Here is a 21,525-nt window from a genome sequence, read left to right as displayed (position 1 = left end):
TGTTTTTATTTTTATGCACAAATCCACAGAGTGAGACATCCGGTGAGATGGCCGCGCGGCGCACGCCGTCAGGCGTCCCTCGGCAAACCTTTTTCCACAGCCCGTATCAGCCGTTTTTTCTGCGCCGTCTGCACCTCGATGCCCTGCGCCTCGCGGCGGGCAAGCTGTTGCGCCAGCGCCCAGTGGATATGTTCGTCCAGCATGGCGTCCTGGCCCAGGCGCGTGCGCAGCGCGAGCACAATGCCGTCCTCGTAGGGCGCATTGCCCAGCGCCACGGCGATATTGCGCAGCCAGCGCAGGTGGCCGATGCGGCGTATTGCCGAGCCTTCGGTGATGCGCAGGAATTTTTCCTCCGTCCAGTTGAACAGATCGATCAGCTGCGGTGCATGCAGCGCGGCGCGTGGGCTGAAATCGTCTTCGTCGGTGAGCTGCGAAAAGCGGTTCCACGGGCAGATCAGCTGGCAGTCGTCGCAGCCGTAGATGCGGTTGCCGAGCAGCGGCCGGAATTCCTCCGGGATCGCGCCTTCCAGCTCGATGGTCAGGTAGGAGATGCAGCGCCGGGCGTCTACGGTATAGGGGGCGACGATGGCACCGGTCGGGCAGGTGGTGATGCAGGCGACGCAGCGGCCGCACTGCTCTTCCTGCGGCTTATCCACCGGCAGCGGCAGGTCGATCAGCAACTCGCCGAGGAAAAACCACGACCCGGCTTCGCGGTTGAGAATTAGTGAGTGTTTACCAACCCAGCCGATGCCCGCCTTGGCGGCCAGCGCGCGTTCCATCACCGGCGCGGAATCGACAAAGGGGCGGAAATTCAACTCGCCGCAGTAGGCCTGGATCTGATCGCCCAGCTTTTTCAGGCGCTGGCGCAACAGTTTGTGATAGTCGCGCCCCAGCGCGTAGCGGCTGACGTAACCCAGCTGCGGATTTTGCAAGGTGCTGGCAAACGCCGCCTTGGCCGGCAGGTAGTTCATGCGTACGCTGATCACCCGCAGCGTGCCCGGCAACAGTTCGTGAGGGCGCGCGCGCAGCATGCCGTGGCGCGCCATCCATTCCATCTCGCCGTGGTATTGCTTGTCGAGCCAGGCCTGCAGCTTCGGCTCTTCGAGGCTTAGGTCGGTATCGCAGATGCCAACCTGTTGGAATCCTAGCGATTGCCCCCATTGCTTGATATGTTGGGCGAGTTGATGGAAATCGAGGGGGTGCGTCATGACGGGCCACAGTGAAAAAGCATACGCTGACAGTTTACCACACTCTGTCTGGCCTGCGGATTGGATCCGTCGCTCGGAACCCGCGGCGGCGGCCTCGCTCGGTATTTCTCTTTACGATTTGATGCAGCGCGCCGGTCAGGCGGCCTACGCATTGGCGCGCAACGCGTACCCCTCCCGCGACCACTGGCTGGTGCTGTGCGGCCACGGCAACAACGGCGGCGACGGCTATGTGGTGGCGCGCCTGGCGAAGGCGGCGGGCCTGCAGGTGACGCTGATCGCCTGCGAAGGCGCACGGCCTTTGCCGCCGGAAGCCGCAGCGGCCCGTCAGGCCTGGCTGGCCGCCGGCGGTGATATTCTGCCGGCGAACAGCCGCTGGCCGGCGTCCGTCTCTCTCATTATCGACGGCCTGTTAGGCACTGGCCTTGGCAGTGCGCCGCGTGCGCCTTACGACGCGCTGATCGAGGCCGCCAACCGCCATTCGGCGCCGGTGGTCGCGCTCGATATCCCGTCCGGCCTGCTGGCGGAAAGCGGCGCGGTGCCGGGTGCGGTCGTGCGTGCCGCGCATACCGTCACGTTCATCGGCCTCAAACCGGGATTGCTGACCGGCCAGGCGCGCGACTGGGTCGGGCAACTTCATCAGAATGCGCTAGGCTTATCGGGTTGGCTGGCGAAGCAACCGGAACAGATTCAGCGGCTTACCGCCGAGGCGTTGCCGCGCTGGCTGCATCCGCGCCGCCCCTGCGCCCATAAGGGCGAGCATGGCCGCCTACTGTTGGTGGGCGGCGACCGCGGATTCGGCGGCGCCATTCGCATGGCGGCGGAAGCGGCGCTGCGCAGCGGGGCGGGATTGGTGCGAGTGCTTACTCACATTGAACACGTTGCACCGCTGCTGGCGGCCCGGCCGGAGCTGATGGCGCAGGCGCTGGACGAGGCGACGCTGCGGCAGGCGATGCAATGGGCGGATGTGCTGGTGATTGGCCCGGGGCTGGGCCAGGCTGAATGGGGAAAAAACGCCTTGAACATGCTGCAAACCAGCGATAAACCGGCCTTGTGGGACGCCGATGCGCTGAACTTGCTGGCATTAAATCCCGAGAAACGGCAGAATCGCGTGATGACCCCGCATCCTGGAGAGGCGGCGCGGCTGTTGAGCTGCAGCACTGCCGACATCGAGAGTGATCGCTTACTTGCCGTGCGCAAGCTGACGGCGCGCTACGGCGGCGTGGCGGTGCTGAAAGGCGCCGGCACGCTGATCGCCGATGAGCAGGGGCAGATGGCGATCGCCGACGTCGGCAACGCCGGCATGGCCTCCGGCGGCATGGGCGATGTGCTGTCGGGCATCATCGGCGGTTTGCTGGCGCAAAAGCTCCCGCTGTATGATGCCGCCTGTGCGGGCTGCGTCGTACATGGCGCGGCCGGCGATCGCGTAGCGGAAAGACAAGGAACAAGAGGCATGTTGGCGACCGATTTACTGCCGGACATCCTTCATTTCGTTAACCCTGAGTGGGCAAAATAGACTTTATCGAATGAAAGAACTCGTTTTACCTCTGCCGGACGAGGCAGCGACTGTCGCTTTGGGCACCACTTTGGCCAAGGCCTGCGATCGCGCCAGCGTCATCTATCTCTACGGCGACCTGGGCGCCGGTAAAACCACCTTCAGCCGTGGTTTCCTGCAGGCGTTAGGGCATCAGGGCAACGTCAAAAGCCCGACCTACACGCTGGTGGAACCCTATGCCTTGCAGCCGCTGGCGGTGTATCACTTCGATCTGTATCGCCTGGCCGATCCTGAAGAGCTTGAATTCATGGGCATTCGCGATTACTTCGCGCAAGACGCCATCTGCCTGGTCGAATGGCCGCAACAGGGCACCGGCGTGCTGCCGGAGCCGGATCTGGCGCTGCATCTTTGCTATCAGGGCGAGGGGCGAGAGGCAAAGATCGAGGCGATTTCCACTTACGGCAGCCAGCTGTTAGACCGCATTCATGGATCACAGGGATGATGCCGCAATGACGCACGTGTTGAAAAAATTTGCGGTCATCATGCTGATCGCCGTGCTGGGGCCGCTCGGCGCGCTGAACGCGCTGGCGGCGTCCTCGCTGTCCGATATCAAAGTGTCCAACGCCCAGCGTGAAGCGACGGTGTCGGTGAGCTTCAATGGCCCGCCGGACTACGCGTTTTTCCCGCTGCACGGCCCGGATCGCGTGGTGCTGGACGTTAACCAGAAGGGCAAGGTCGGCGGCCTGCCGCTCAATTTCAGCGGCCAAAACCTGGTGAAAAGCATTCGCTCCAGCGCGCCGAAAGACGCTCAGAGCGTGCGCCTGGTGTTTGATCTGACCCAGCGCGCCAAGACCCGCGTCTCCACCCGCCAGAACGGCAGCGTGCATACCGTGGTGTTCACCATTACGGCCGAAGGCAGTGCCAATACGGTGGTGCGCAAGGCGCCGGTGCAAACGCCTGCGCCGGTTGCGGTCAACCCACCACCGCGTCAGGCACCGGTCGCGGTGCGTGAAGCGCCGGAGCCGCCGCTGCGCAAAGCGCCGACGGGATCGAATCCCTTTACCAATAAACAGAGCGTCGTCGCAGGCACCGCCACCGAAGTCACGCCGCGCAGCAGCCGCGTTTCCGCCGGTTCCGGCGATCGGGTGGTGGTGGCGATCGACGCCGGCCACGGCGGCCAGGATCCGGGCGCCATTGGCCCGAGCGGGCTGAAAGAAAAGAATGTCACCATCGCCATTGCGCGCCGCCTGCAGGCGATGCTGGACGCCGATCCACAGTTCAAACCGGTGCTGACGCGTAACGGCGACTACTTCATCTCGGTGATGGGGCGCTCTGACGTTGCGCGCAAACAGGGCGCCAACGTGCTGGTCTCCATCCACGCCGACGCCGCGCCAAACCGCAGCGCCAGCGGGGCTTCCGTTTGGGTGCTGTCCAACCGCCGCGCCAACAGCGAAATGGCCGGTTGGCTCGAACAGCATGAGAAGCAGTCCGAGCTGCTCGGCGGCGCCGGCGATCTGCTGGCCAACAGCCAGGCCGACCCTTACCTGAGCCAGGCGGTGCTGGATCTGCAGTTCGGCCACTCGCAGCGCGTCGGGTACGATGTGGCGGTGAAAGTGCTGCAGCAGCTGCAGAGCGTCGGATCGCTGCACAAACGCCGGCCGGAACACGCCAGCCTGGGCGTGCTGCGCTCGCCGGATATTCCCTCGCTGCTGGTGGAAACCGGATTTATCAGTAATAGCACGGAGGAGCGGCTGCTGGGCAGTAGCGCGTATCAGGAGAAGATTGCCAAGGCCATTCATAATGGCCTGCGCAGCTACTTCCTGGCGCATCCGCTGCAAGCCGACCCAAAGGTGGAAAACCGACCGCTGGACGTCGCAGCGGCGGTTAACACCTCAACACCAGACGTGCGCCAGCCTGAGCCTATCGTCAGCTCGGCCGGCGCGAGCCGCAGCGTAAGCGGCAAGACCCAGATCCACGTGGTGAAGCGGGCGGAAACGCTGTCCGGCATCGCCGACAGCTACGGCACCACCATGGCGGCGCTGCGGGATCTGAACAAACTGAAAAAAGACGGCGTGTGGGTGGGGCAACGCCTGAAGGTGCCGGCGGGGAAAACCGCCGCCGTCACTACCGTCGCCAAGGCGAAAACGCCGGCCAAGAAGCCGTCTAAACATAAAGTGGCCCGCGGGGATACGCTCTCCTCCATCGCTTCTCGCTACGGGGTCAGCGTCGGCGATCTGAAACGGGTCAATAATCTGAAGTCGGACGTCGCGCCGCTGGATCGGACGCTGACTATTCCGCAGGCCTAGCGCCATCGCTACAGGAGTCAGCATGCCTATCCAGGTGTTACCGCCACAGCTTGCCAACCAGATCGCCGCCGGAGAGGTGGTTGAACGCCCCGCGTCGGTCGTCAAGGAGCTGGTGGAAAACAGCCTGGACGCCGGGGCGACGCGCATCGATATCGATATTGAACGCGGCGGCGCCAAGCTTATCCGCATTCGCGACAATGGCTGCGGCATCGGCAAGGACGATCTGGCACTGGCGCTGGCGCGGCACGCCACCAGTAAAATCAGCACGCTCGACGACCTGGAGGCGATCGTCAGCCTCGGTTTTCGCGGCGAAGCGCTGGCCAGTATCAGCTCGGTTTCCCGTTTGACCCTGACGTCGCGCACCGCCGACCAGAGCGAGGCGTGGCAAGCCTATGCCGAAGGGCGCGAGCAGGCGGTGACGGTCAAACCCGCCGCGCACCCGGTCGGCAGCACGCTGGAAGTGCTGGATCTGTTTTACAACACCCCGGCGCGCCGCAAGTTCATGCGCACCGAGAAAACCGAATTCGGCCATATCGACGAAGTGGTACGGCGCATCGCGCTGGCGCGTTTCGATGTGGCGATCAACCTCAGCCACAACGGCAAACTGATCCGCCAATACCGGGCGGCGAAAGAAGAGAGCCAGCACGAGCGCCGTTTGGGCAGCATCTGCGGTCCGGCGTTTTTGCAGCATGCGCTGAACATCGACTGGCAACACGGCGATCTGAGCATCCGCGGCTGGGTGGCGGATCCGGCCGGGGCGCGCCAGCTGGGTGAAATGCAGTACTGCTACGTCAACTGCCGCATGATGCGCGATCGCTTGATCAATCACGCCATTCGTCAGGCCTATCAGGATCAGCTGAAGGACGATCAGCAGCCCGCTTACGTGCTGTATCTGGAGGTCGATCCGCACCAGGTGGACGTCAACGTTCATCCCGCCAAGCACGAGGTGCGTTTCCATCAGGCGCGGCTGGTGCACGATTTTATCTACCAGGCGGTAACCACCGTGCTGCAGCAGGCCGGTCAGACGCCGCCGCTGCCGCTGGCGGAAACGCCTGACGAAGCGCCTGCGCCGGTCTGGCAGCCGGAAAACCGCGTCGCCGCCGGCGGCAACCATTTTTCTCAGCCTGCGCCGCGTCGCGAAACGCCACCACCGGCCGGCGTCGCCCGCGAGCGCGCACCGCAGCCGGGTTGGCAAACGGCGGGTGGTTACCAGAAACGCGAAGGCGAGCTGTACGGTAAACTGATGCAGCCCGCCGCCGAGCCGCAGGCCGATGCAGCGCCGGAAGTTTCGAGCAAGCCGCCGCTGTTCCCGCCGGCGAAAGCCGCAGCGGAAACGCCGTTAGCGAGCGGCCAGCACAGTTTTGGCCGGGTGCTGATGATTCACCCGCCGTGCTACGCGTTGATTGAACAGCGCCAGCAGCCGGCGTTGCTCAATCTGACGGTGGCCGAGCGCTGGCTGCGCCAGGCGCAGCTCAACCCGCCGACGGAAGGGTTGCGGCCGCAGCCGCTGCTGATCCCTGTCAAGCTGACGTTGGACAAGCGCGAAGTGGCGGCCATCGCGCGGCATCAGGCGCTGCTGACGATGATGGGGCTGGATCTGCAGGCGGATCACGGCCGTGTGACGCTGCGCGCAGTGCCTTTACCATTACGCCAACAAAATTTACAAAAACTGATACCCGAACTGTTAGGCTATCTGGCCGAACATCAGGAGATGTCGCCCGCGGTGCTGGCCACCTGGCTCGCTCGCCGCCTTGGCAGCGAACATGAGCAGTGGAACACCTCGCAAGCGATACAATTGCTGACCGACGTTGAACGACTTTGCCCGCAGCTGGTCAAATCGCCACCGAGCGGACTTTTACAACCCGTTGATTTACAGGCTGCACTGGCGGCCCTCAAGCATGACTGAAACTGAAATGACACCACGTCCCCCGGCTATTTTCATCATGGGGCCGACCGCCTCGGGCAAGACCGCGCTGGCGATCGCGCTGCGCGAACGCCTGCCGGTGGAACTGATCAGCGTCGATTCCGCGCTGATTTATCGCGGCATGGATATCGGCACCGCCAAGCCGAGCGCCGAAGAATTGGCGCAGGCGCCGCATCGGCTGATCGATATTCGCGATCCCGCCGAAGCTTACTCGGCCGCGGAGTTCCGCGCCGACGCGCTGAAGGAGATGGCCGACATCACCGCCGCCGGGCGCATTCCGCTGCTGGTCGGCGGCACCATGTTGTATTTCAAGGCGTTGTTGGAAGGATTGTCGCCGCTGCCGTCCGCCGATCCCGCGGTGCGCGAGCGCATCGAACGGCAAGCGGCGGAGCAGGGCTGGGAGGCGCTGCACCGTCAGTTACAGGCGATCGATCCGGTCGCGGCATTGAGAATTCATCCGAATGATCCGCAGAGACTGTCCAGAGCACTGGAAGTTTTTTTTATTTCGGGTAAAACTTTAACGGAACTGACTAAAATTTCGGGTGAATCGTTACCGTATCAAGTTCACCAATTTGCGATAGCGCCGACCAGCCGTGAGTTGATCCATCAACGCATCGAGCTGCGGTACCATCAAATGTTGGCGGCGGGTTTTGAGACGGAAGCGCGTGCACTTTTCGCACGGGGTGATTTGCATACGGACTTGCCCTCCATTCGCTGTGTCGGTTACCGCCAGATGTGGTCATACTTGTCTGGTGAAATTAGTTACGATGAGATGGTTTATCGTGGTATTTGCGCAACACGTCAGTTGGCTAAACGCCAGATGACCTGGTTACGGGGTTGGGAGTCGGTCCATTGGTTGGACAGTGAAAAGCCGGGAGAGGCTTTGGACTCGGTGATACAGGTTGTTAGTGCATAGGTTGGGTGATTGTGTACAATTGCTGAGTATTCAGCGCGCAAATTTTTTACGTCGTTTATTTTAGAGCCGACAGGTTCTTAGTTACAAACAACAAGCAAATAAGGAAAAGATAGAATGGCTAAGGGGCAATCTTTGCAAGATCCGTTCCTGAACGCATTGCGTCGTGAACGTGTTCCGGTTTCTATTTATTTGGTGAATGGTATTAAGCTGCAAGGCCAGATTGAGTCTTTTGACCAGTTTGTCATCCTGTTGAAGAACACGGTTAGCCAGATGGTGTACAAGCACGCTATCTCTACCGTTGTCCCGTCACGTCCGGTTTCGCATCACAGCAACAACCCGAGCGGCGGTTCAAGCAACTATCACCATGGCAACAATCCGTCTGCGCAGCAACAGCCGCAGCAGGAAAGCGATGACGCTGAATAAAGCGCGTTGCAAGTCAACCATGACGGGGAGCATAAGCAGCCGCGGGCTGTTTATGTCCCCCAAACTCACGGTGAGTGTCCGTTTGAGAGGTTGCACGCTTGTTTGACCGTTATGAAGCCGGTGAGCAGGCCGTACTGGTTCATATCTATTTCTCGCAAGACAAAGATACGGAAGACCTCAACGAGTTCGAATCGTTGGTTTCCTCAGCCGGTGTCGAAGCTTTGCAAGTGGTGACTGGTAGCCGCAAAGCCCCGCATCCGAAGTACTTTGTCGGCGAAGGAAAGGCCGAAGAAATTGCAGATGCGGTGAAAGCCAGCGGCGCGTCTGTTGTCCTGTTTGATCATTCCCTTTCCCCGGCGCAGGAAAGAAACCTTGAGCGCCTGTGCGAATGCCGGGTGATCGATCGTACCGGGCTGATTTTAGACATCTTCGCCCAGCGTGCCCGCACCCATGAAGGTAAGCTGCAGGTGGAGCTGGCGCAGTTGCGTCACATCGCCACGCGTCTGGTACGCGGCTGGACGCACCTGGAGCGGCAAAAAGGGGGGATTGGCCTGCGCGGGCCGGGGGAAACCCAGCTTGAGACCGACCGTCGCCTGTTACGCGATCGCATCAGCTTGATTCTGCGCCGCCTTGAGCGGGTAGAAAAGCAGCGTGAACAAGGCCGACGCGCGCGGACCCGCGCCGATGTGCCGACCGTATCGCTGGTGGGCTACACCAACGCCGGCAAATCCACCCTGTTTAACCGAATAACGTCTGCCGAGGTGTATGCGGCGGACCAGCTATTTGCCACCCTGGATCCTACGTTGCGGCGCATTGACGTGCCGGACGTGGGGGATACCGTGTTGGCGGATACCGTAGGCTTTATCCGGCACCTGCCGCACGATCTGGTGGCCGCCTTCAAGGCGACGCTGCAGGAAACGCGCCAGGCATCTCTGCTGCTGCACGTCATCGATGCCGCAGATCCGCGCGTCGATGAGAACATCGAAGCGGTGAACACCGTGTTGGCGGAGATAGACTCGGATGAAATCCCTACACTGTTAGTGATGAACAAAATAGATATGCTGGACGATTTTGTGCCGCGTATCGACCGCAACGACGAAAACCTGCCGATCCGGGTGTGGCTGTCCGCCGCCAGCGGAGAGGGTATTCCGTTGCTGTATCAGGCGTTGACGGAGCGCTTATCGGGGGAGATCGCGCATTACGAATTGCGCTTACCGCCACGGGCAGGCCGTCTTCGCAGCCGTTTTTACCAGCTTCAGGCGATTGAAAAAGAGTGGAACGAAGAGGACGGCAGCATTGGCGTGGTGGTGCGAATGCCGATCGTCGAATGGCGTCGTCTCTGCAAGCAAGAACAGGACCTGATTGACTTTATCGTATGATCATATCCTGTTACATTTATGCTTCGCGAAAGCCTGAAGTACCCAATCACAGAATATGGAGCTAAAACATGGCGTGGAATCAGCCCGGTAATAACGGACAGGACCGCGACCCGTGGGGGAGCAGCAATAACAATGGCGGCAACTCTGGCGGTAACAACAAAGGCGGTCGTGATCAAGGGCCACCTGATTTGGACGATATCTTCCGTAAACTGAGCAAGAAATTGAGCGGTTTTGGCGGGGGCAAAGGCTCCAACAGCAATAGTGGCGGCACCGGCACCTCTGGTCCGGGCTTCAGCGGCCGCATTATCGGTATCGCGGCGGTGGCCGTGGTGGTGATCTGGGCCGCCAGCGGCTTCTACACCATCAAGGAAGCCGAGCGCGGCGTCGTGACGCGTTTCGGCAAGTTCAGCCACCTGGTGCAGCCGGGCCTGAACTGGAAGCCGACCTTCATCGACGACGTGCGTCCGGTGAACGTGGAATCCGTGCGCGAGCTGGCGGCGTCCGGCGTGATGCTGACCTCCGATGAAAACGTGGTGCGCGTGGAAATGAACGTGCAGTACCGCGTGACCAACCCGGAAGCGTACCTGTTCAGCGTCGTCAATGCCGACGACAGCCTGAGCCAGGCGACCGACAGCGCCCTGCGCGGCGTGATCGGCAAATACTCGATGGACCGCATCCTGACCGAAGGCCGTACCGTGGTGCGTAACGATACGCAGCGCATGCTGGAAGAGACCATTCGTCCTTACAACATGGGCATCACGCTGCTGGACGTCAACTTCCAGGCGGCGCGTCCGCCGGAAGAGGTGAAGGCGTCGTTCGACGATGCGATCGCCGCGCGTGAAAACGAGCAGCAATACATCCGTGAAGCGGAAGCTTACGCCAACGAAGTTCAGCCACGTGCGAACGGCCAGGCGCAGCGTCTGCTGGAAGATTCCAAGGCTTATAAAGACCGTACCATCCTGGAAGCGCAGGGTGAGGTGGCGCGCTTTGCCAAACTGTTGCCGGAATACAAGTCCGCTCCGCAGATCACCCGCGAGCGTCTGTATATCGAAACCATGGAAAAAGTGCTGGGCCATACCCGTAAGGTGTTGGTGAGCGACAAAGGCAACAACCTGATGGTGCTGCCGCTGGATCAGATGCTGCGCGGTCAAGGCGCGGCGCCGGAGAGCGGCAACAAGGATACCAGCCTGATTCGCCTCAATCCGAATCCTGCGCCGGCTGCCAACAGCAGCACTCCGCGTACCAGCGGCGGTTCGATTATGGATCAGCGCCGGGCGAATGCGCAGCGTGACGACACCACTCGCGTAGGGAGAGAGTAATCAATGCGTAAGTCTTTTGTAGTTATTGTCCTCGCGGTGCTGGTGGTGCTGTACGCTTCGCTGTTCGTGGTGCAGGAAGGCCAGCGCGGCATCGTGCTGCGCTTCGGCAAGGTTCTGCGCGACGGCGAAAACAAGCCGCTGGTGTATGCGCCGGGTCTGCACCTCAAGATCCCGTTCATCGAGACCGTGAAGAACCTGGATGCGCGCATCCAGACCATGGACAACCAGGCCGATCGCTTCGTGACCAGCGAGAAGAAAGACCTGATCGTCGATTCCTATCTGAAGTGGCGCATCAGCGACTTCAGCCGTTACTATCTGGCGACCGGCGGCGGCGACGTCTCCCAGGCTGAAGTGCTGCTGAAGCGTAAGTTCAGCGACCGTCTGCGTTCCGAAATCGGCCGCCTGGACGTGAAAGACATCGTGACCGACTCGCGCGGCAAGCTGATGTCCGACGTGCGTGACGCGCTGAACACCGGCACCGTGGGTGACGGCGAAGAAGTGGCGACCACCGAAGCCGATGACGCTATCGCCTCTGCGGCGGCGCGCGTTGAGCGGGAAACCACCGGCAAACAGCCGCAGGTGAACCCGAACAGCATGGCGGCGCTGGGCATCGAAGTGATCGACGTGCGTATCAAGCAGATCAACCTGCCGGCGGAAGTGTCCGACGCTATCTATCAGCGTATGCGCGCCGAGCGTGAAGCGGTAGCCCGTCGTCTGCGCTCGCAGGGCCAGGAAGAAGCCGAGAAGCTGCGCGCCAGCGCGGACTACGAAGTGACCCGTACCCTGGCGGAAGCCGAGCGTCAGGCGCGTATCACCCGCGGTGAAGGCGATGCCGAAGCGGCCAAGCTGTTCGCCAACGCGTTCAGCCAGGATCCGGACTTCTATGCCTTTATCCGCAGCCTGCGTGCCTATGAAGCCAGCTTCAAGGACAACCAGGACGTGTTGGTACTGAGCCCGGACAGCGATTTCTTCCGCTACATGAAGTCGCCTGATACCCTGCGCAAGTAAGCGCGGCAGGCAATCTGATCGAGGGCCCGTTTACGCGGGCCCTTTCTCGTTTTTGGGGGATGCATGAACTCAACGATTTGGCTGGCGCTCGGGCTGGTTCTGGTGCTGGAAGGATTAGGGCCGATGCTGTTTCCGCAGGCCTGGCGCAAAATGATTTTGGCGATGTCGCAATTGCCGGACGCGACGCTGCGGCGATTTGGCGGTGGAATAGTGGTTGCGGGCTGCGTGATCTACTACATGTTGAGCGGCCGCACGGGTCTTTAAAGTCTAGCCCAAAATTTATGCAATCGTATGCTAAAAGTGCTGAAAATCGAAAATTACGGTGGTAGAATCCATTTTTAAGCAATCGGTGATTTTGAAAAATGGGTAAGAACGTCGTCGTACTGGGCACCCAATGGGGTGACGAAGGTAAAGGCAAGGTTGTAGACCTGCTGACTGAACGGGCTCAATATGTTGTGCGCTACCAAGGTGGCCATAACGCTGGCCACACTCTGGTAATCAACGGTGAAAAAACCGTCCTTCATTTAATTCCTTCAGGTATTCTGCGTGAAAACGTCACCAGCATCATCGGCAACGGTGTTGTTCTGGCGCCGGACGCATTGATGAAAGAAATGGGTGAACTCGAAGCGCGTGGCATCCCGGTACGCGAACGTCTGTTACTCTCTGAAGCTTGCCCGCTGATCCTGCCTTACCACGTCGCGTTGGACAACGCGCGTGAGAAAGCGCGCGGCGCGAAAGCGATCGGCACCACCGGTCGCGGTATCGGCCCGGCTTACGAAGATAAAGTGGCTCGTCGCGGCCTGCGCGTCAGCGACCTGTTCAACAAAGAAACCTTCGCCGTTAAGCTCAAAGAGATCGTCGATTACCACAACTTCCAGCTGGTCAACTACTACAAAGTTGAAGCCGTCGATTATCAGGCGACGCTGGACTACGTGCTGTCTATCGCCGACATCCTGACCGCCATGGTGGTTGACGTTTCCGAACTGCTGGACGGCGCGCGCAAGCGTGGCGACCTGATCATGTTCGAAGGCGCTCAGGGCACCCTGCTGGATATCGACCACGGTACTTACCCGTACGTCACCTCTTCCAACACCACTGCCGGCGGCGTGGCTACCGGTTCCGGCATCGGCCCGCGTTATGTGGACTACGTGCTGGGCATCGTGAAAGCCTACTCCACTCGCGTGGGTGCAGGCCCGTTCCCAACCGAACTGTTCGATGAAACCGGCGAGTACCTGTGCAAGCAGGGTAACGAGTTCGGCGCCACCACCGGCCGTCGTCGTCGTACCGGCTGGCTGGACGCGGTAGCGGTGCGTCGCGCCGTGCAGATCAACTCCCTGTCCGGCTTCTGCCTGACCAAACTGGACGTCCTGGACGGCCTGAAAGAAGTGAAGATCTGCGTGGGTTACCGCATGCCGGACGGCCGTGAAGTGGATACCACTCCGCTGGCGGCTGAAGGCTGGGAAGGCATTGAGCCTATCTACGAAACCATGCCGGGCTGGAGCGAAACCACCTTTGGCGTGAAAGAGCACAGCAAGCTGCCTCAGGCTGCGCTGAACTACATCAAGCGCATCGAAGAAGTGACCGGCGTACCGGTAGATATCATCTCTACCGGCCCGGATCGCAGCGAAACCATGATCCTGCGCGACCCGTTCGACGCATAATCAGGCTTTGCGGCATTAAACAAACCGGGCGCGTCCCGGTTTGTTTTTATCCTGACTCCCTCCGATTGCGGTTTCACGTCAAAAAATCCTTTCATAAACCCGCCTTAGGGCGCGGGATTCGCTAAATAATTAGCGACGAACTCTCCGGCTGGTTTATTATCCAATGAGTAATCTTTTGAATAGCGCCGAAAAGCGGCGTATCAGACGGGTAAAGTGATACCCAGAGGTAAGATGTGCAGTTAACAAGTTTTACTGATTATGGCCTGCGGGCGTTGATCTACATGGCCTCGTTGCCGCAGGACAAGATGACCAGTATCTCGGAAGTGACCGAGGTTTACGGCGTGTCTCGCAACCATATGGTGAAGATCATCAATCAGTTGAGCCGGGTAGGTTTTGTCACGGCGGTGCGCGGCAAGCATGGCGGCATCCGTTTGGGCAAACCGGCCGAGAGCATTCGCCTCGGCGACGTGGTGCGGGCGCTGGAGCCGCTTGCGCTGGTTAACTGCAGCAGCGAGTTTTGCCACATCACCCCTGCCTGCCGACTGAAGCAGGTGCTCCAACAGGGCGTACAGAATTTCCTTGAAGAGCTGGATAAGCATACGTTGGCCGATATGGTCGAAGACAATCCGCCGCTCTACAAGCTATTGCTTGTCGAATAAAACGACGTTGAGAAGACAAGGCTCAACGTCATCCTGCTGATGACAACGGAGGAACCGCAATGTCACAAGATCCATTCCTGGAACGAGAAGCAGAAAAATACGAATCCCCCATCCCCAGTCGTGAATATATCCTGGCCCATTTGGCGAAACGTGAAACGCCGGCCAGCCGCGAAGAACTGGGCAACGAACTGGGCCTCAGCGGTGAAGAGCAGCTGGAAGCGCTGCGCCGCCGCCTGCGCGCCATGGAGCGCGATGGCCAGCTGGTGTTTACCCGCCGCCAGTGCTACGCGCTGCCGGAACGTCTGGATCTGCTGCGCGGCACGGTGATCGGCCACCGCGACGGCTACGGTTTCCTGCGCGTGGAAGGCAGCAAAGACGATCTGTACCTGTCTGCCGAACAGATGAAAATGGCGATCCACGGTGACGTGGTGCTGGCGCAGGCCTTGGGCGCGGATCGCAAAGGGCGCCGCGAAGCGCGCATCGTGCGCGTGCTGGTGCCGAAAACCAGCCAGATTGTCGGCCGCTTCTTTATGGATGCCGGCACCGGCTTCGTGGTGCCGGATGACAGCCGTCTGAGCTTCGATATTCTGATCCCGGCGGACAGCGTCAGCGGCGCGCGCATGGGCTTTATGGTGGTGGTGGAGCTGACGCAGCGTCCGACCCGTCGCACCAAGGCGGTCGGCAAGATCGTCGAGATCCTCGGCGACAAGATGGGCACCAGCATGGCGGTGGACATCGCGCTGCGCACCCATGAGATCCCGCATACCTGGCCGCCGCAGGTGGAAAAGCAGGTGGCCGATCTCAGTGAGCAGGTGCCGGAAGCGGCCAAGAAGGGCCGCGTCGATCTGCGCAAGCTGCCGTTGGTCACCATCGACGGTGAAGACGCACGCGACTTCGATGACGCCGTGTACTGCGAGAAAAAACGTGGCGGCGGCTGGCGCCTGTGGGTCGCGATCGCCGACGTCAGTTACTACGTGCGCCCGCGCACCGCGCTGGACGATGAAGCGCGCAGCCGCGGCAACTCGGTGTACTTCCCGTCGCAGGTGATCCCGATGCTGCCGGAAGTGCTGTCCAACGGGCTGTGCTCCCTGAACCCACAGGTCGATCGCCTGTGCATGGTGTGCGAGATGACCATCTCCGCCCAGGGGCGCCTGTCCACGGCCAAGTTCTACGAAGCGGTGATGAGCTCGCACGCTCGCCTGACCTATAACAAGGTGTGGCACATTCTGCAGGGCGATCAGGAGCTGCGCGAGCACTACCATCCGCTGGTCAAGCACCTGGAAGAGCTGCACGCGATGTATAAAGTGCTGGATAAGGCGCGCGCCGAGCGCGGCGGCATCGCGTTTGAAACCGAAGAAGCCAAATTCATCTTCAACGCCGAACGCCGCATTGAGCGCGTGGAGCCGACGGTGCGCAACGACGCCCACAAGCTGATCGAAGAGTGCATGATTATGGCCAACGTGGCGGCCGCGCGCTTTGTCGAGAAACGCAACGAGCCGGCGCTGTACCGCGTGCACGATCGTCCGAGCGACGACCACATATCCGCGCTGCGCAGCGTGCTGAGCGAGCTGGGGCTGACGCTGGGCGGCGGCAACAAGCCGCAGCCGAAGGACTATGCGGTGCTGATGGATGAAGTGTCCGAGCGCCCTGACCACGAAATGCTGCAAACCATGTTGCTGCGTTCGATGAAGCAGGCGATTTACGATCCGGAAAACCGCGGCCACTTCGGCCTGGCGCTGGCGTCTTACGGCCACTTCACCTCGCCGATCCGCCGTTATCCGGATCTGGCGCTGCACCGCGCGATCAAATATCAGCTGGCCAAAGAACACGGCGAGCCGAAAGAGCGCTGGACGCCGACCGGCGGCTGGCACAGCGAATTCGAAGAGATGCTGCAGCTGGGCGAACACTGCTCGATGACCGAGCGCCGCGCGGACGAAGCGACGCGCAACGTCGCCGACTGGCTGAAGTGCGACTTCATGCAGGATCACGTCGGTGAAGTGTTCAGTGGCATCATCTCCAGCGTGACCGGCTTCGGCTTCTTCGTGCGCCTGAACGATCTGTTCATCGACGGGCTGGTGCACGTATCAACGCTGGATAATGATTACTATCGCTACGATAATATCGGCCAGCGCCTGATCGGCGAGTCTTCCGGCACGGTCTATCGCCTGGGAGATACAGTGGAGATCCGCGTGGACGCGGTGCACATGGACGAGCGCAAGATCGACTTCGCGCTGGTGTCCAGCACCCGCAAAGCGCGCGGTGAAGGCAAAACCGAACGCGATCGCGCCAAGAAGGGCGGCCAGCGCACGCTGCGCGACAACGGTAGCGCGGGGCGCGGCAAGCGCCGCGGCGGCAAACCGCCGGCCAACTTCGAACCGGACAGCGCCTTCCGCAAGCAGGATGACGCCAAACCCGCGGACAACGTGAAGAAGGCGAAGAAGAAAGCCAAGAAAGCGTCCGACAAAACGCGGAAAATCGCGGCGGCGACCAAAGCCAAACGCGCAGCCAAGAAGAAAGGTGCCGAGCAGGCTTAACCTGCCGCACATCGTTACCATCGGCCGGTTATCGCCGGCCGCACGAATTTAAAAGAGCATCATGAGCGAAATTATTTACGGCATTCACGCCGTCAAAGCCCTGTTAGAGCGCGATCCGCAACGCTTCCTGGAAGTGTTTATCCTGAAAGGCCGTGAAGATCGCCGCCTGCAACCGCTGATCGCCGAGCTGGAAGCGACCGGCATCGTGATCCAGGTGGCGAGCCGCCAGTGGCTGGATGACAAGGTTGAAGGCGCGGTGCACCAGGGGATCATCGCCCGGGTGCGCGAAGGGCGTCAGTATCAGGAGAACGATCTGCCGGGCCTGTTGGAGAGCGTGGAAACGCCATTCCTGCTGGTGCTGGACGGCGTGACCGACCCGCATAACCTCGGCGCCTGCCTGCGCAGCGCCGACGCTGCCGGCGTGCATGCGGTGATCGTGCCGCGCGACCGTTCCGCCCAGCTGAACGCCACCGCCAAGAAAGTGGCCTGCGGCGCCGCCGAGAGCGTGCCGCTGATCCGCGTGACCAACCTGGCGCGCACGCTGCGCCTGCTGCAGGAAATGAACGTCTGGGTGGTGGGTACCGCCGGCGAAGCCGACCATACGCTGTATCAGAGCAAAATGACCGGCCCGATGGCGCTGGTGATGGGCGCGGAAGGCGAAGGCATGCGTCGTCTGACCCGCGAACACTGCGACGAGCTGATCAGCATCCCGATGGCCGGTACCGTCTCTTCGCTGAACGTGTCGGTCGCCACCGGCATCTGCCTGTTCGAAGCGGTGCGTCAGCGCGGCTGATCCTCCTGACGGGGGCCCTGAGCCCCCGTTAATTCCCCCTCTTGTGATCCCGCTTTCGGCAGAAATCTCTGCGCCGACCATACTTACTCCTGACGCTTTTCTCAGGGAGCACTCTCATGGTCTGGACTACGCACACCGTTTTTAACCAACCCAAGCCGCTGGGCAACAGCAACCTGTTTCTCTCCGATACGCCGCTGCGCGAAGCGTTGCAGCGCGAGCAGGGCGGCTGGGACGCCGAGGTATTGGCTTCGCTGGGCCAGCAGCTCGGCACCCAGGAGTCGCTGGAGCTGGGCCGCCTGGCCAACGCCAATCCGCCGGAGCTGCTGCGCTACGACGCCACCGGCCAGCGGTTGGACGACGTTCGCTTTCACCCCGCCTGGCATATCCTGATGCAGGGGCTGATCGCCAACCGGGTGCACAACCTGCCCTGGCAGGAGGATGCGCGCATCGGTTCCTTCGTGGCGCGCGCCGCGCGCTTTATGCTGCATGCGCAGGTTGAGGCCGGTACGCTGTGCCCGGTGACCATGACCTTCGGCGCTACGCCGCTGTTGCTGCAGGCGTTGCCGGCCGAGTTTCGCTCCTGGTTGACGCCGCTGCTGTCGGATCGTTATGACGCTCATCTGCTGCCGGGCGGGCAAAAGCGCGGCCTGCTGATCGGCATGGGCATGACGGAGAAGCAGGGCGGCTCCGACGTTTTGAGCAATACCACTACCGCCGTGCCGCTCGGCGCGCGCGGGCCGGGTGAAGCCTACCGGCTGGTGGGGCACAAGTGGTTCTTCTCGGTACCGCAGAGCGATGCGCACCTGGTGCTGGCGCAGGCCGAAGGCGGGTTGTCCTGTTTCTTCCTGCCGCGCATTTTGCCGGACGGCAGCCGCAACGCCATTCGCCTGGAGCGGTTGAAAGACAAACTGGGCAACCGCTCCAACGCCAGCAGCGAAGTGGAGTTTCAGGACGCCACCGCCTGGCTGTTGGGGGATGAGGGTGACGGCGTGCGGCATATCCTGAAGATGGGCGGCCTGACCCGTTTCGACTGCTCGCTCGGCAGCCACGGCCTGATGCGCCGCGGGCTGTCGGTGGCGCTGTATCATGCGCTGCAGCGGCAGGCGTTCGGCAAGCTCCTGATCGAACAACCGCTGATGCGCCAGGTTTTGGCGCGCATGGCGCTGCGGCTGGAAGGGCATACCGCGTTGCTGTTCCGGCTGGCCCGCGCCTGGGAAAGCCGCAGCAATGAGGGCGAGCTGATCTACAGCCGCCTGCTGACCCCGGCGGCGAAATACAGCATCTGTCGCCAGGGCATGCCGTTCATCGCCGAGGCAATGGAGGTGCTGGGCGGTATCGGCTACTGCGAAGAGAGCGAGCTGCCGCGCCTGTATCGCGAGATGCCGGTCAACAGCATCTGGGAAGGTTCCGGCAACATCATGTGTCTGGACGTGTTGCGCAGCCTGCACAAGCTGCCGGGCGCGCTCGAAATGCTGCAGTTCGAGCTGCAGCCGGTGCGCGGCCAGAATCGCTTGTTCGATCACGCCTGGCGGCAGTGGCAGCAGCGTGCGCGGCAACCGCGTGAAGAGATGGGGCGGCTGCTGACCCAGCAGCTGTTCGACCTGTGCTGTGCCGCGCAGCTGCTGCAGCACGCCAGCCCGCAGATAGCCGACGCCTGGTGCCACCTGACGCTGGATCACCGCGGCGAGAGCCTGCTGTCGGCCGGGGTGTGCGAACTGCTGCTCAACCGCGCTATCGGCGGTTAGGGAAAAGGGTGGCGCGCGGCGGCGAAAACCTTTTTAATTCAGCCTCACTCTGACAGGAAAATGCACATGGATATTCTCAGCGCGTTGGCGGCATTCGCCTCTTATTTCTTCAGCGGTTTCGCCATGATTTTGGTGTTTCTGTTCGTCTATACCCGCATCACTCCGCACGACGAATGGGCGCTGATCAAGGCCGATAATCAATCCGCCGCCTTTGCTTTCATCGGCGCTTGCCTGGGGTATGTGATCCCGTTGGCCAGCGCGGCGATCAACTCGATCAGCCTGCTGGATTACCTGCTGTGGGGCGTAGTGGCGCTGGTGGTGCAACTGCTGCTGTTCGCGGCCGTGAAGATCTACATGCCGCGCATCAGCGACAAGATCGAAGCGAACCACCTGGCCGCCGGGATTTTCCTGGGGGGCGTCTCCGTCAGCGGCGGCGTGTTGAATGCGGCTTGCATGAGCTACTAAAGGTATAAGATGGCCGAGGCGCGCCAGCCAAGCGGGTGCGCCTGTTCTTCCATCCGCAGGATGCGGTAATAGCTGGCGCCGTGTTGGCCGGCGGTGCGAGCGATGGCCTGCTCCGCCTCCTGCGGTGAACCGGGCAGATCGTTAAAGGTGATCTCGGCGATTTCACTGAGCGGCGTCACGCGATCGGCGGGCGCCAGCTCGGCGGACTGTGCGCCGGTGCTGAGCAGCCCTACTGAAAGCAGGAGGGAGGTGAGTGCGGTGGAGCGTTTCATGGCGTTCCCCTTCGTCAGATCCTGAATCGCATCCGCAACATGCGGCATGCTGTCCGACAGTGTGCAACACCCTACTTCAGCCTGTGCAAAGCCAGTGTAAATCTGCTTAAAAACCCCCCGCCTTACCGATACAGAATCGCCTGGGAATACCATTGGCCCGGCACGATGGTTTCGCTGTTCATGATGATCACGTAATACCGGGCGCCGGCGGCGGTGGCCTTGCGCTGGATCTCCGCTTCCACGTCCATCGGGCTGCCGCGCACCACGGCGGTGACGGTACCTATCTTCACCAGCTCGGCGGTCTGCGCGCGGACGATCTCCTGCGCCTGTGCGGTGGGCGGTGGCGGCGGCTTCGGCGTGGTGGTCATGATGCCGCAGGCGGAAAGCTGTGCGGCCAGCGTCAGGGCGATGAGTGTGCGGACAAGCGTCATGGTGACCTCGAAAGAGCCGGTACGATGGCTTCAGTGTAACGCAATTAAGCTGGAACAGATTGAGCTAACGCTGGCTGGCGCAAGTTTGTCATGATGAATGCCAACAGGTGAGTTGAGGATGAACGGATGATTGAAATTCATGACGAGCGGGCGGGCGATATTGCGGTGATCCATGCGGTCCCCGCAGGGCACTATCACCGGCCTTTGCCGACGGTGTTCTTCTGTCATGGCTATACCTCGTCGAAAGAGGTGTACGCGTACTTCGCCTATGCGCTGGCGCGCGCCGGTTTTCGGGTGGTATTGCCGGATGCCGATCGGCACGGCGAGCGGTTCGACGGCGATGAGGCGCGGCGTCTGGCCACGTTTTGGGAGATCCTGCGCAGCAATATCGACGAGCTGCCGCAGATCAAGGCGCATTTCGAGCGGCTCGGCCTGATTGCCGACGGGCGTATCGGCGTCGCCGGCGCCTCTATGGGGGGCATGACCGCGCTTGGCGCCTTTGCGCGCTTCCCGTGGATCCGGGCGGCCGTCAGCCTGATGGGTTCCGGCTATTACCGTGCGCTGGCGCAAACGCTGTTTCCGCCGTTGGGCGAAGAGGGCGAGGCCCTCTCGCCGGCGGCGTTTACGGCGCGCACCGCCGTGCTGGCGGAGTATGAGCTGGAAGGGCGCTTGGCGGCGATCGCCGGGCGGCCGCTGCTGCTGTGGCACGGCGAGACGGACGACGTGGTGCCGGCGGCGGACAGCCTGCGTTTGGCGGCTGAACTGCGGCAGCAAGGCGCGGACGGCCGTTTGACGTCGCTTATCGAACCGGGGGTGAAGCACCGAATCACGCCGCTGGCGCTGTCCGCCACGGCCGACTTCTTCCGCCGCGAGCTGTAATGCTCCGCCGGGCACGATGCCTGGAATTGCACCGCTCTGTGCCTGCTGTTTCGGCCATCGTTTGGCCGAATGAAGGGGAGAATGTCAGCGTGAATTCTTTCAGGGCAACAA

The 21,525-nt window shown here is 61.6% G+C and carries 20 protein-coding genes; 17 read left to right on the top strand and 3 right to left on the bottom strand.

All coding sequences use genetic code 11. From position 1 onward, the window contains the following. Positions 1-68 precede the first annotated feature (68 nt). Positions 69-1,208, bottom strand: coding sequence for a tRNA epoxyqueuosine(34) reductase QueG (queG, locus tag GF111_RS11165; protein ID WP_047729298.1), 1,140 nt, complete (start codon positions 1,206-1,208; stop codon positions 69-71). Here queG and nnr point away from each other — a divergent pair. The 16 genes from nnr to GF111_RS11085 all read left to right on the top strand — a co-directional run bounded on the left by nnr (position 1,207) and on the right by GF111_RS11085 (position 19,832). Beyond that, positions 1,207-2,721, top strand: a complete 1,515-nt coding sequence (gene nnr, locus GF111_RS11160) for a bifunctional ADP-dependent NAD(P)H-hydrate dehydratase/NAD(P)H-hydrate epimerase (RefSeq protein ID WP_055311882.1) — start codon at positions 1,207-1,209, stop codon at positions 2,719-2,721. The genes queG and nnr overlap by 2 nt on opposite strands. A 10-nt stretch (positions 2,722-2,731) precedes the next feature. Beyond that, positions 2,732-3,202, top strand: a complete 471-nt coding sequence (gene tsaE, locus GF111_RS11155) for a tRNA (adenosine(37)-N6)-threonylcarbamoyltransferase complex ATPase subunit type 1 TsaE (protein WP_038879220.1) — start codon at positions 2,732-2,734, stop codon at positions 3,200-3,202. A gap of 7 nt (positions 3,203-3,209) precedes the next feature. Continuing rightward, on the top strand, positions 3,210-5,006 hold the full coding sequence (gene amiB, locus GF111_RS11150) for an N-acetylmuramoyl-L-alanine amidase AmiB (RefSeq protein ID WP_047729293.1): 1,797 nt from the start codon (positions 3,210-3,212) through the stop codon (positions 5,004-5,006). A 22-nt stretch (positions 5,007-5,028) separates the two neighbouring features. Then, positions 5,029-6,912, top strand: a complete 1,884-nt coding sequence (gene mutL / locus GF111_RS11145; protein WP_060433556.1) for a DNA mismatch repair endonuclease MutL — start codon at positions 5,029-5,031, stop codon at positions 6,910-6,912. After that, on the top strand, positions 6,905-7,846 hold the full coding sequence (gene miaA, locus GF111_RS11140; protein ID WP_038879212.1) for a tRNA (adenosine(37)-N6)-dimethylallyltransferase MiaA: 942 nt from the start codon (positions 6,905-6,907) through the stop codon (positions 7,844-7,846). Before mutL ends, miaA begins: the two co-directional genes overlap by 8 nt. A 114-nt stretch (positions 7,847-7,960) precedes the next feature. Next, the gene (gene hfq, locus GF111_RS11135; protein WP_004933678.1) at positions 7,961-8,269 is read left to right on the top strand and encodes an RNA chaperone Hfq; all 309 of its coding nucleotides are present in this window, start codon (positions 7,961-7,963) and stop codon (positions 8,267-8,269) included. Between the two features lie 98 nt (positions 8,270-8,367). Beyond that, a complete protein-coding gene (gene hflX, locus GF111_RS11130; RefSeq protein ID WP_004933675.1) occupies positions 8,368-9,648 on the top strand; it encodes a ribosome rescue GTPase HflX in 1,281 nt (426 codons plus the stop codon). Between the two features lie 68 nt (positions 9,649-9,716). Further along, complete coding sequence (gene hflK / locus GF111_RS11125) at positions 9,717-10,967, top strand: FtsH protease activity modulator HflK (protein WP_038879209.1); 1,251 nt, start codon at positions 9,717-9,719, stop codon at positions 10,965-10,967. Between the two features lie 3 nt (positions 10,968-10,970). Beyond that, entirely contained in the window at positions 10,971-11,975 is a 1,005-nt protein-coding gene (gene hflC, locus GF111_RS11120; protein ID WP_004933669.1) for a protease modulator HflC, read from the top strand. A 63-nt stretch (positions 11,976-12,038) separates the two neighbouring features. Continuing rightward, positions 12,039-12,239: a DUF2065 domain-containing protein gene (locus GF111_RS11115; protein WP_055311884.1), complete on the top strand. Its 201-nt coding sequence runs from the start codon at positions 12,039-12,041 to the stop codon at positions 12,237-12,239. 98 nt (positions 12,240-12,337) lie between these two features. Beyond that, on the top strand, positions 12,338-13,636 hold the full coding sequence (locus tag GF111_RS11110; protein ID WP_033648701.1) for an adenylosuccinate synthase: 1,299 nt from the start codon (positions 12,338-12,340) through the stop codon (positions 13,634-13,636). Between the two features lie 233 nt (positions 13,637-13,869). After that, entirely contained in the window at positions 13,870-14,295 is a 426-nt protein-coding gene (gene nsrR, locus GF111_RS11105; RefSeq protein ID WP_015376391.1) for a nitric oxide-sensing transcriptional repressor NsrR, read from the top strand. A 59-nt stretch (positions 14,296-14,354) separates the two neighbouring features. Beyond that, positions 14,355-16,829, top strand: a complete 2,475-nt coding sequence (gene rnr / locus GF111_RS11100; protein ID WP_015376392.1) for a ribonuclease R — start codon at positions 14,355-14,357, stop codon at positions 16,827-16,829. A 61-nt stretch (positions 16,830-16,890) separates the two neighbouring features. Next, positions 16,891-17,622, top strand: a complete 732-nt coding sequence (gene rlmB / locus GF111_RS11095) for a 23S rRNA (guanosine(2251)-2'-O)-methyltransferase RlmB (RefSeq protein WP_038879203.1) — start codon at positions 16,891-16,893, stop codon at positions 17,620-17,622. A 116-nt stretch (positions 17,623-17,738) separates the two neighbouring features. Next, the gene (locus GF111_RS11090) at positions 17,739-19,367 is read left to right on the top strand and encodes an isovaleryl-CoA dehydrogenase (protein WP_147190278.1); all 1,629 of its coding nucleotides are present in this window, start codon (positions 17,739-17,741) and stop codon (positions 19,365-19,367) included. 66 nt (positions 19,368-19,433) lie between these two features. Further along, positions 19,434-19,832: a DUF350 domain-containing protein gene (locus GF111_RS11085; protein ID WP_015376394.1), complete on the top strand. Its 399-nt coding sequence runs from the start codon at positions 19,434-19,436 to the stop codon at positions 19,830-19,832. Here GF111_RS11085 and GF111_RS11080 read toward each other — a convergent pair. Continuing rightward, entirely contained in the window at positions 19,829-20,104 is a 276-nt protein-coding gene (locus GF111_RS11080; protein ID WP_033638652.1) for a DUF1471 domain-containing protein, read from the bottom strand. The two genes, GF111_RS11085 and GF111_RS11080, sit on opposite strands and share 4 nt — an antisense overlap. 122 nt (positions 20,105-20,226) lie before the next feature. Then, entirely contained in the window at positions 20,227-20,535 is a 309-nt protein-coding gene (gene bsmA, locus GF111_RS11075) for a biofilm peroxide resistance protein BsmA (protein ID WP_038879199.1), read from the bottom strand. Positions 20,536-20,661: 126 nt separating this feature from the next. Here bsmA and yjfP point away from each other — a divergent pair, with 126 nt between their 5' ends. Then, complete coding sequence (gene yjfP, locus GF111_RS11070) at positions 20,662-21,414, top strand: esterase (RefSeq protein WP_038879196.1); 753 nt, start codon at positions 20,662-20,664, stop codon at positions 21,412-21,414. The last annotated feature ends 111 nt before the right edge of the window (positions 21,415-21,525 follow it).

This window comes from Serratia sp. HRI, from assembly GCF_010119335.3.
In the GTDB taxonomy this organism is placed as follows: domain Bacteria; phylum Pseudomonadota; class Gammaproteobacteria; order Enterobacterales; family Enterobacteriaceae; genus Serratia; species Serratia nevei.
Note: the sequence above shows the minus strand (reverse complement) of the source record. Positions and strands in the feature narration are given on the sequence as shown.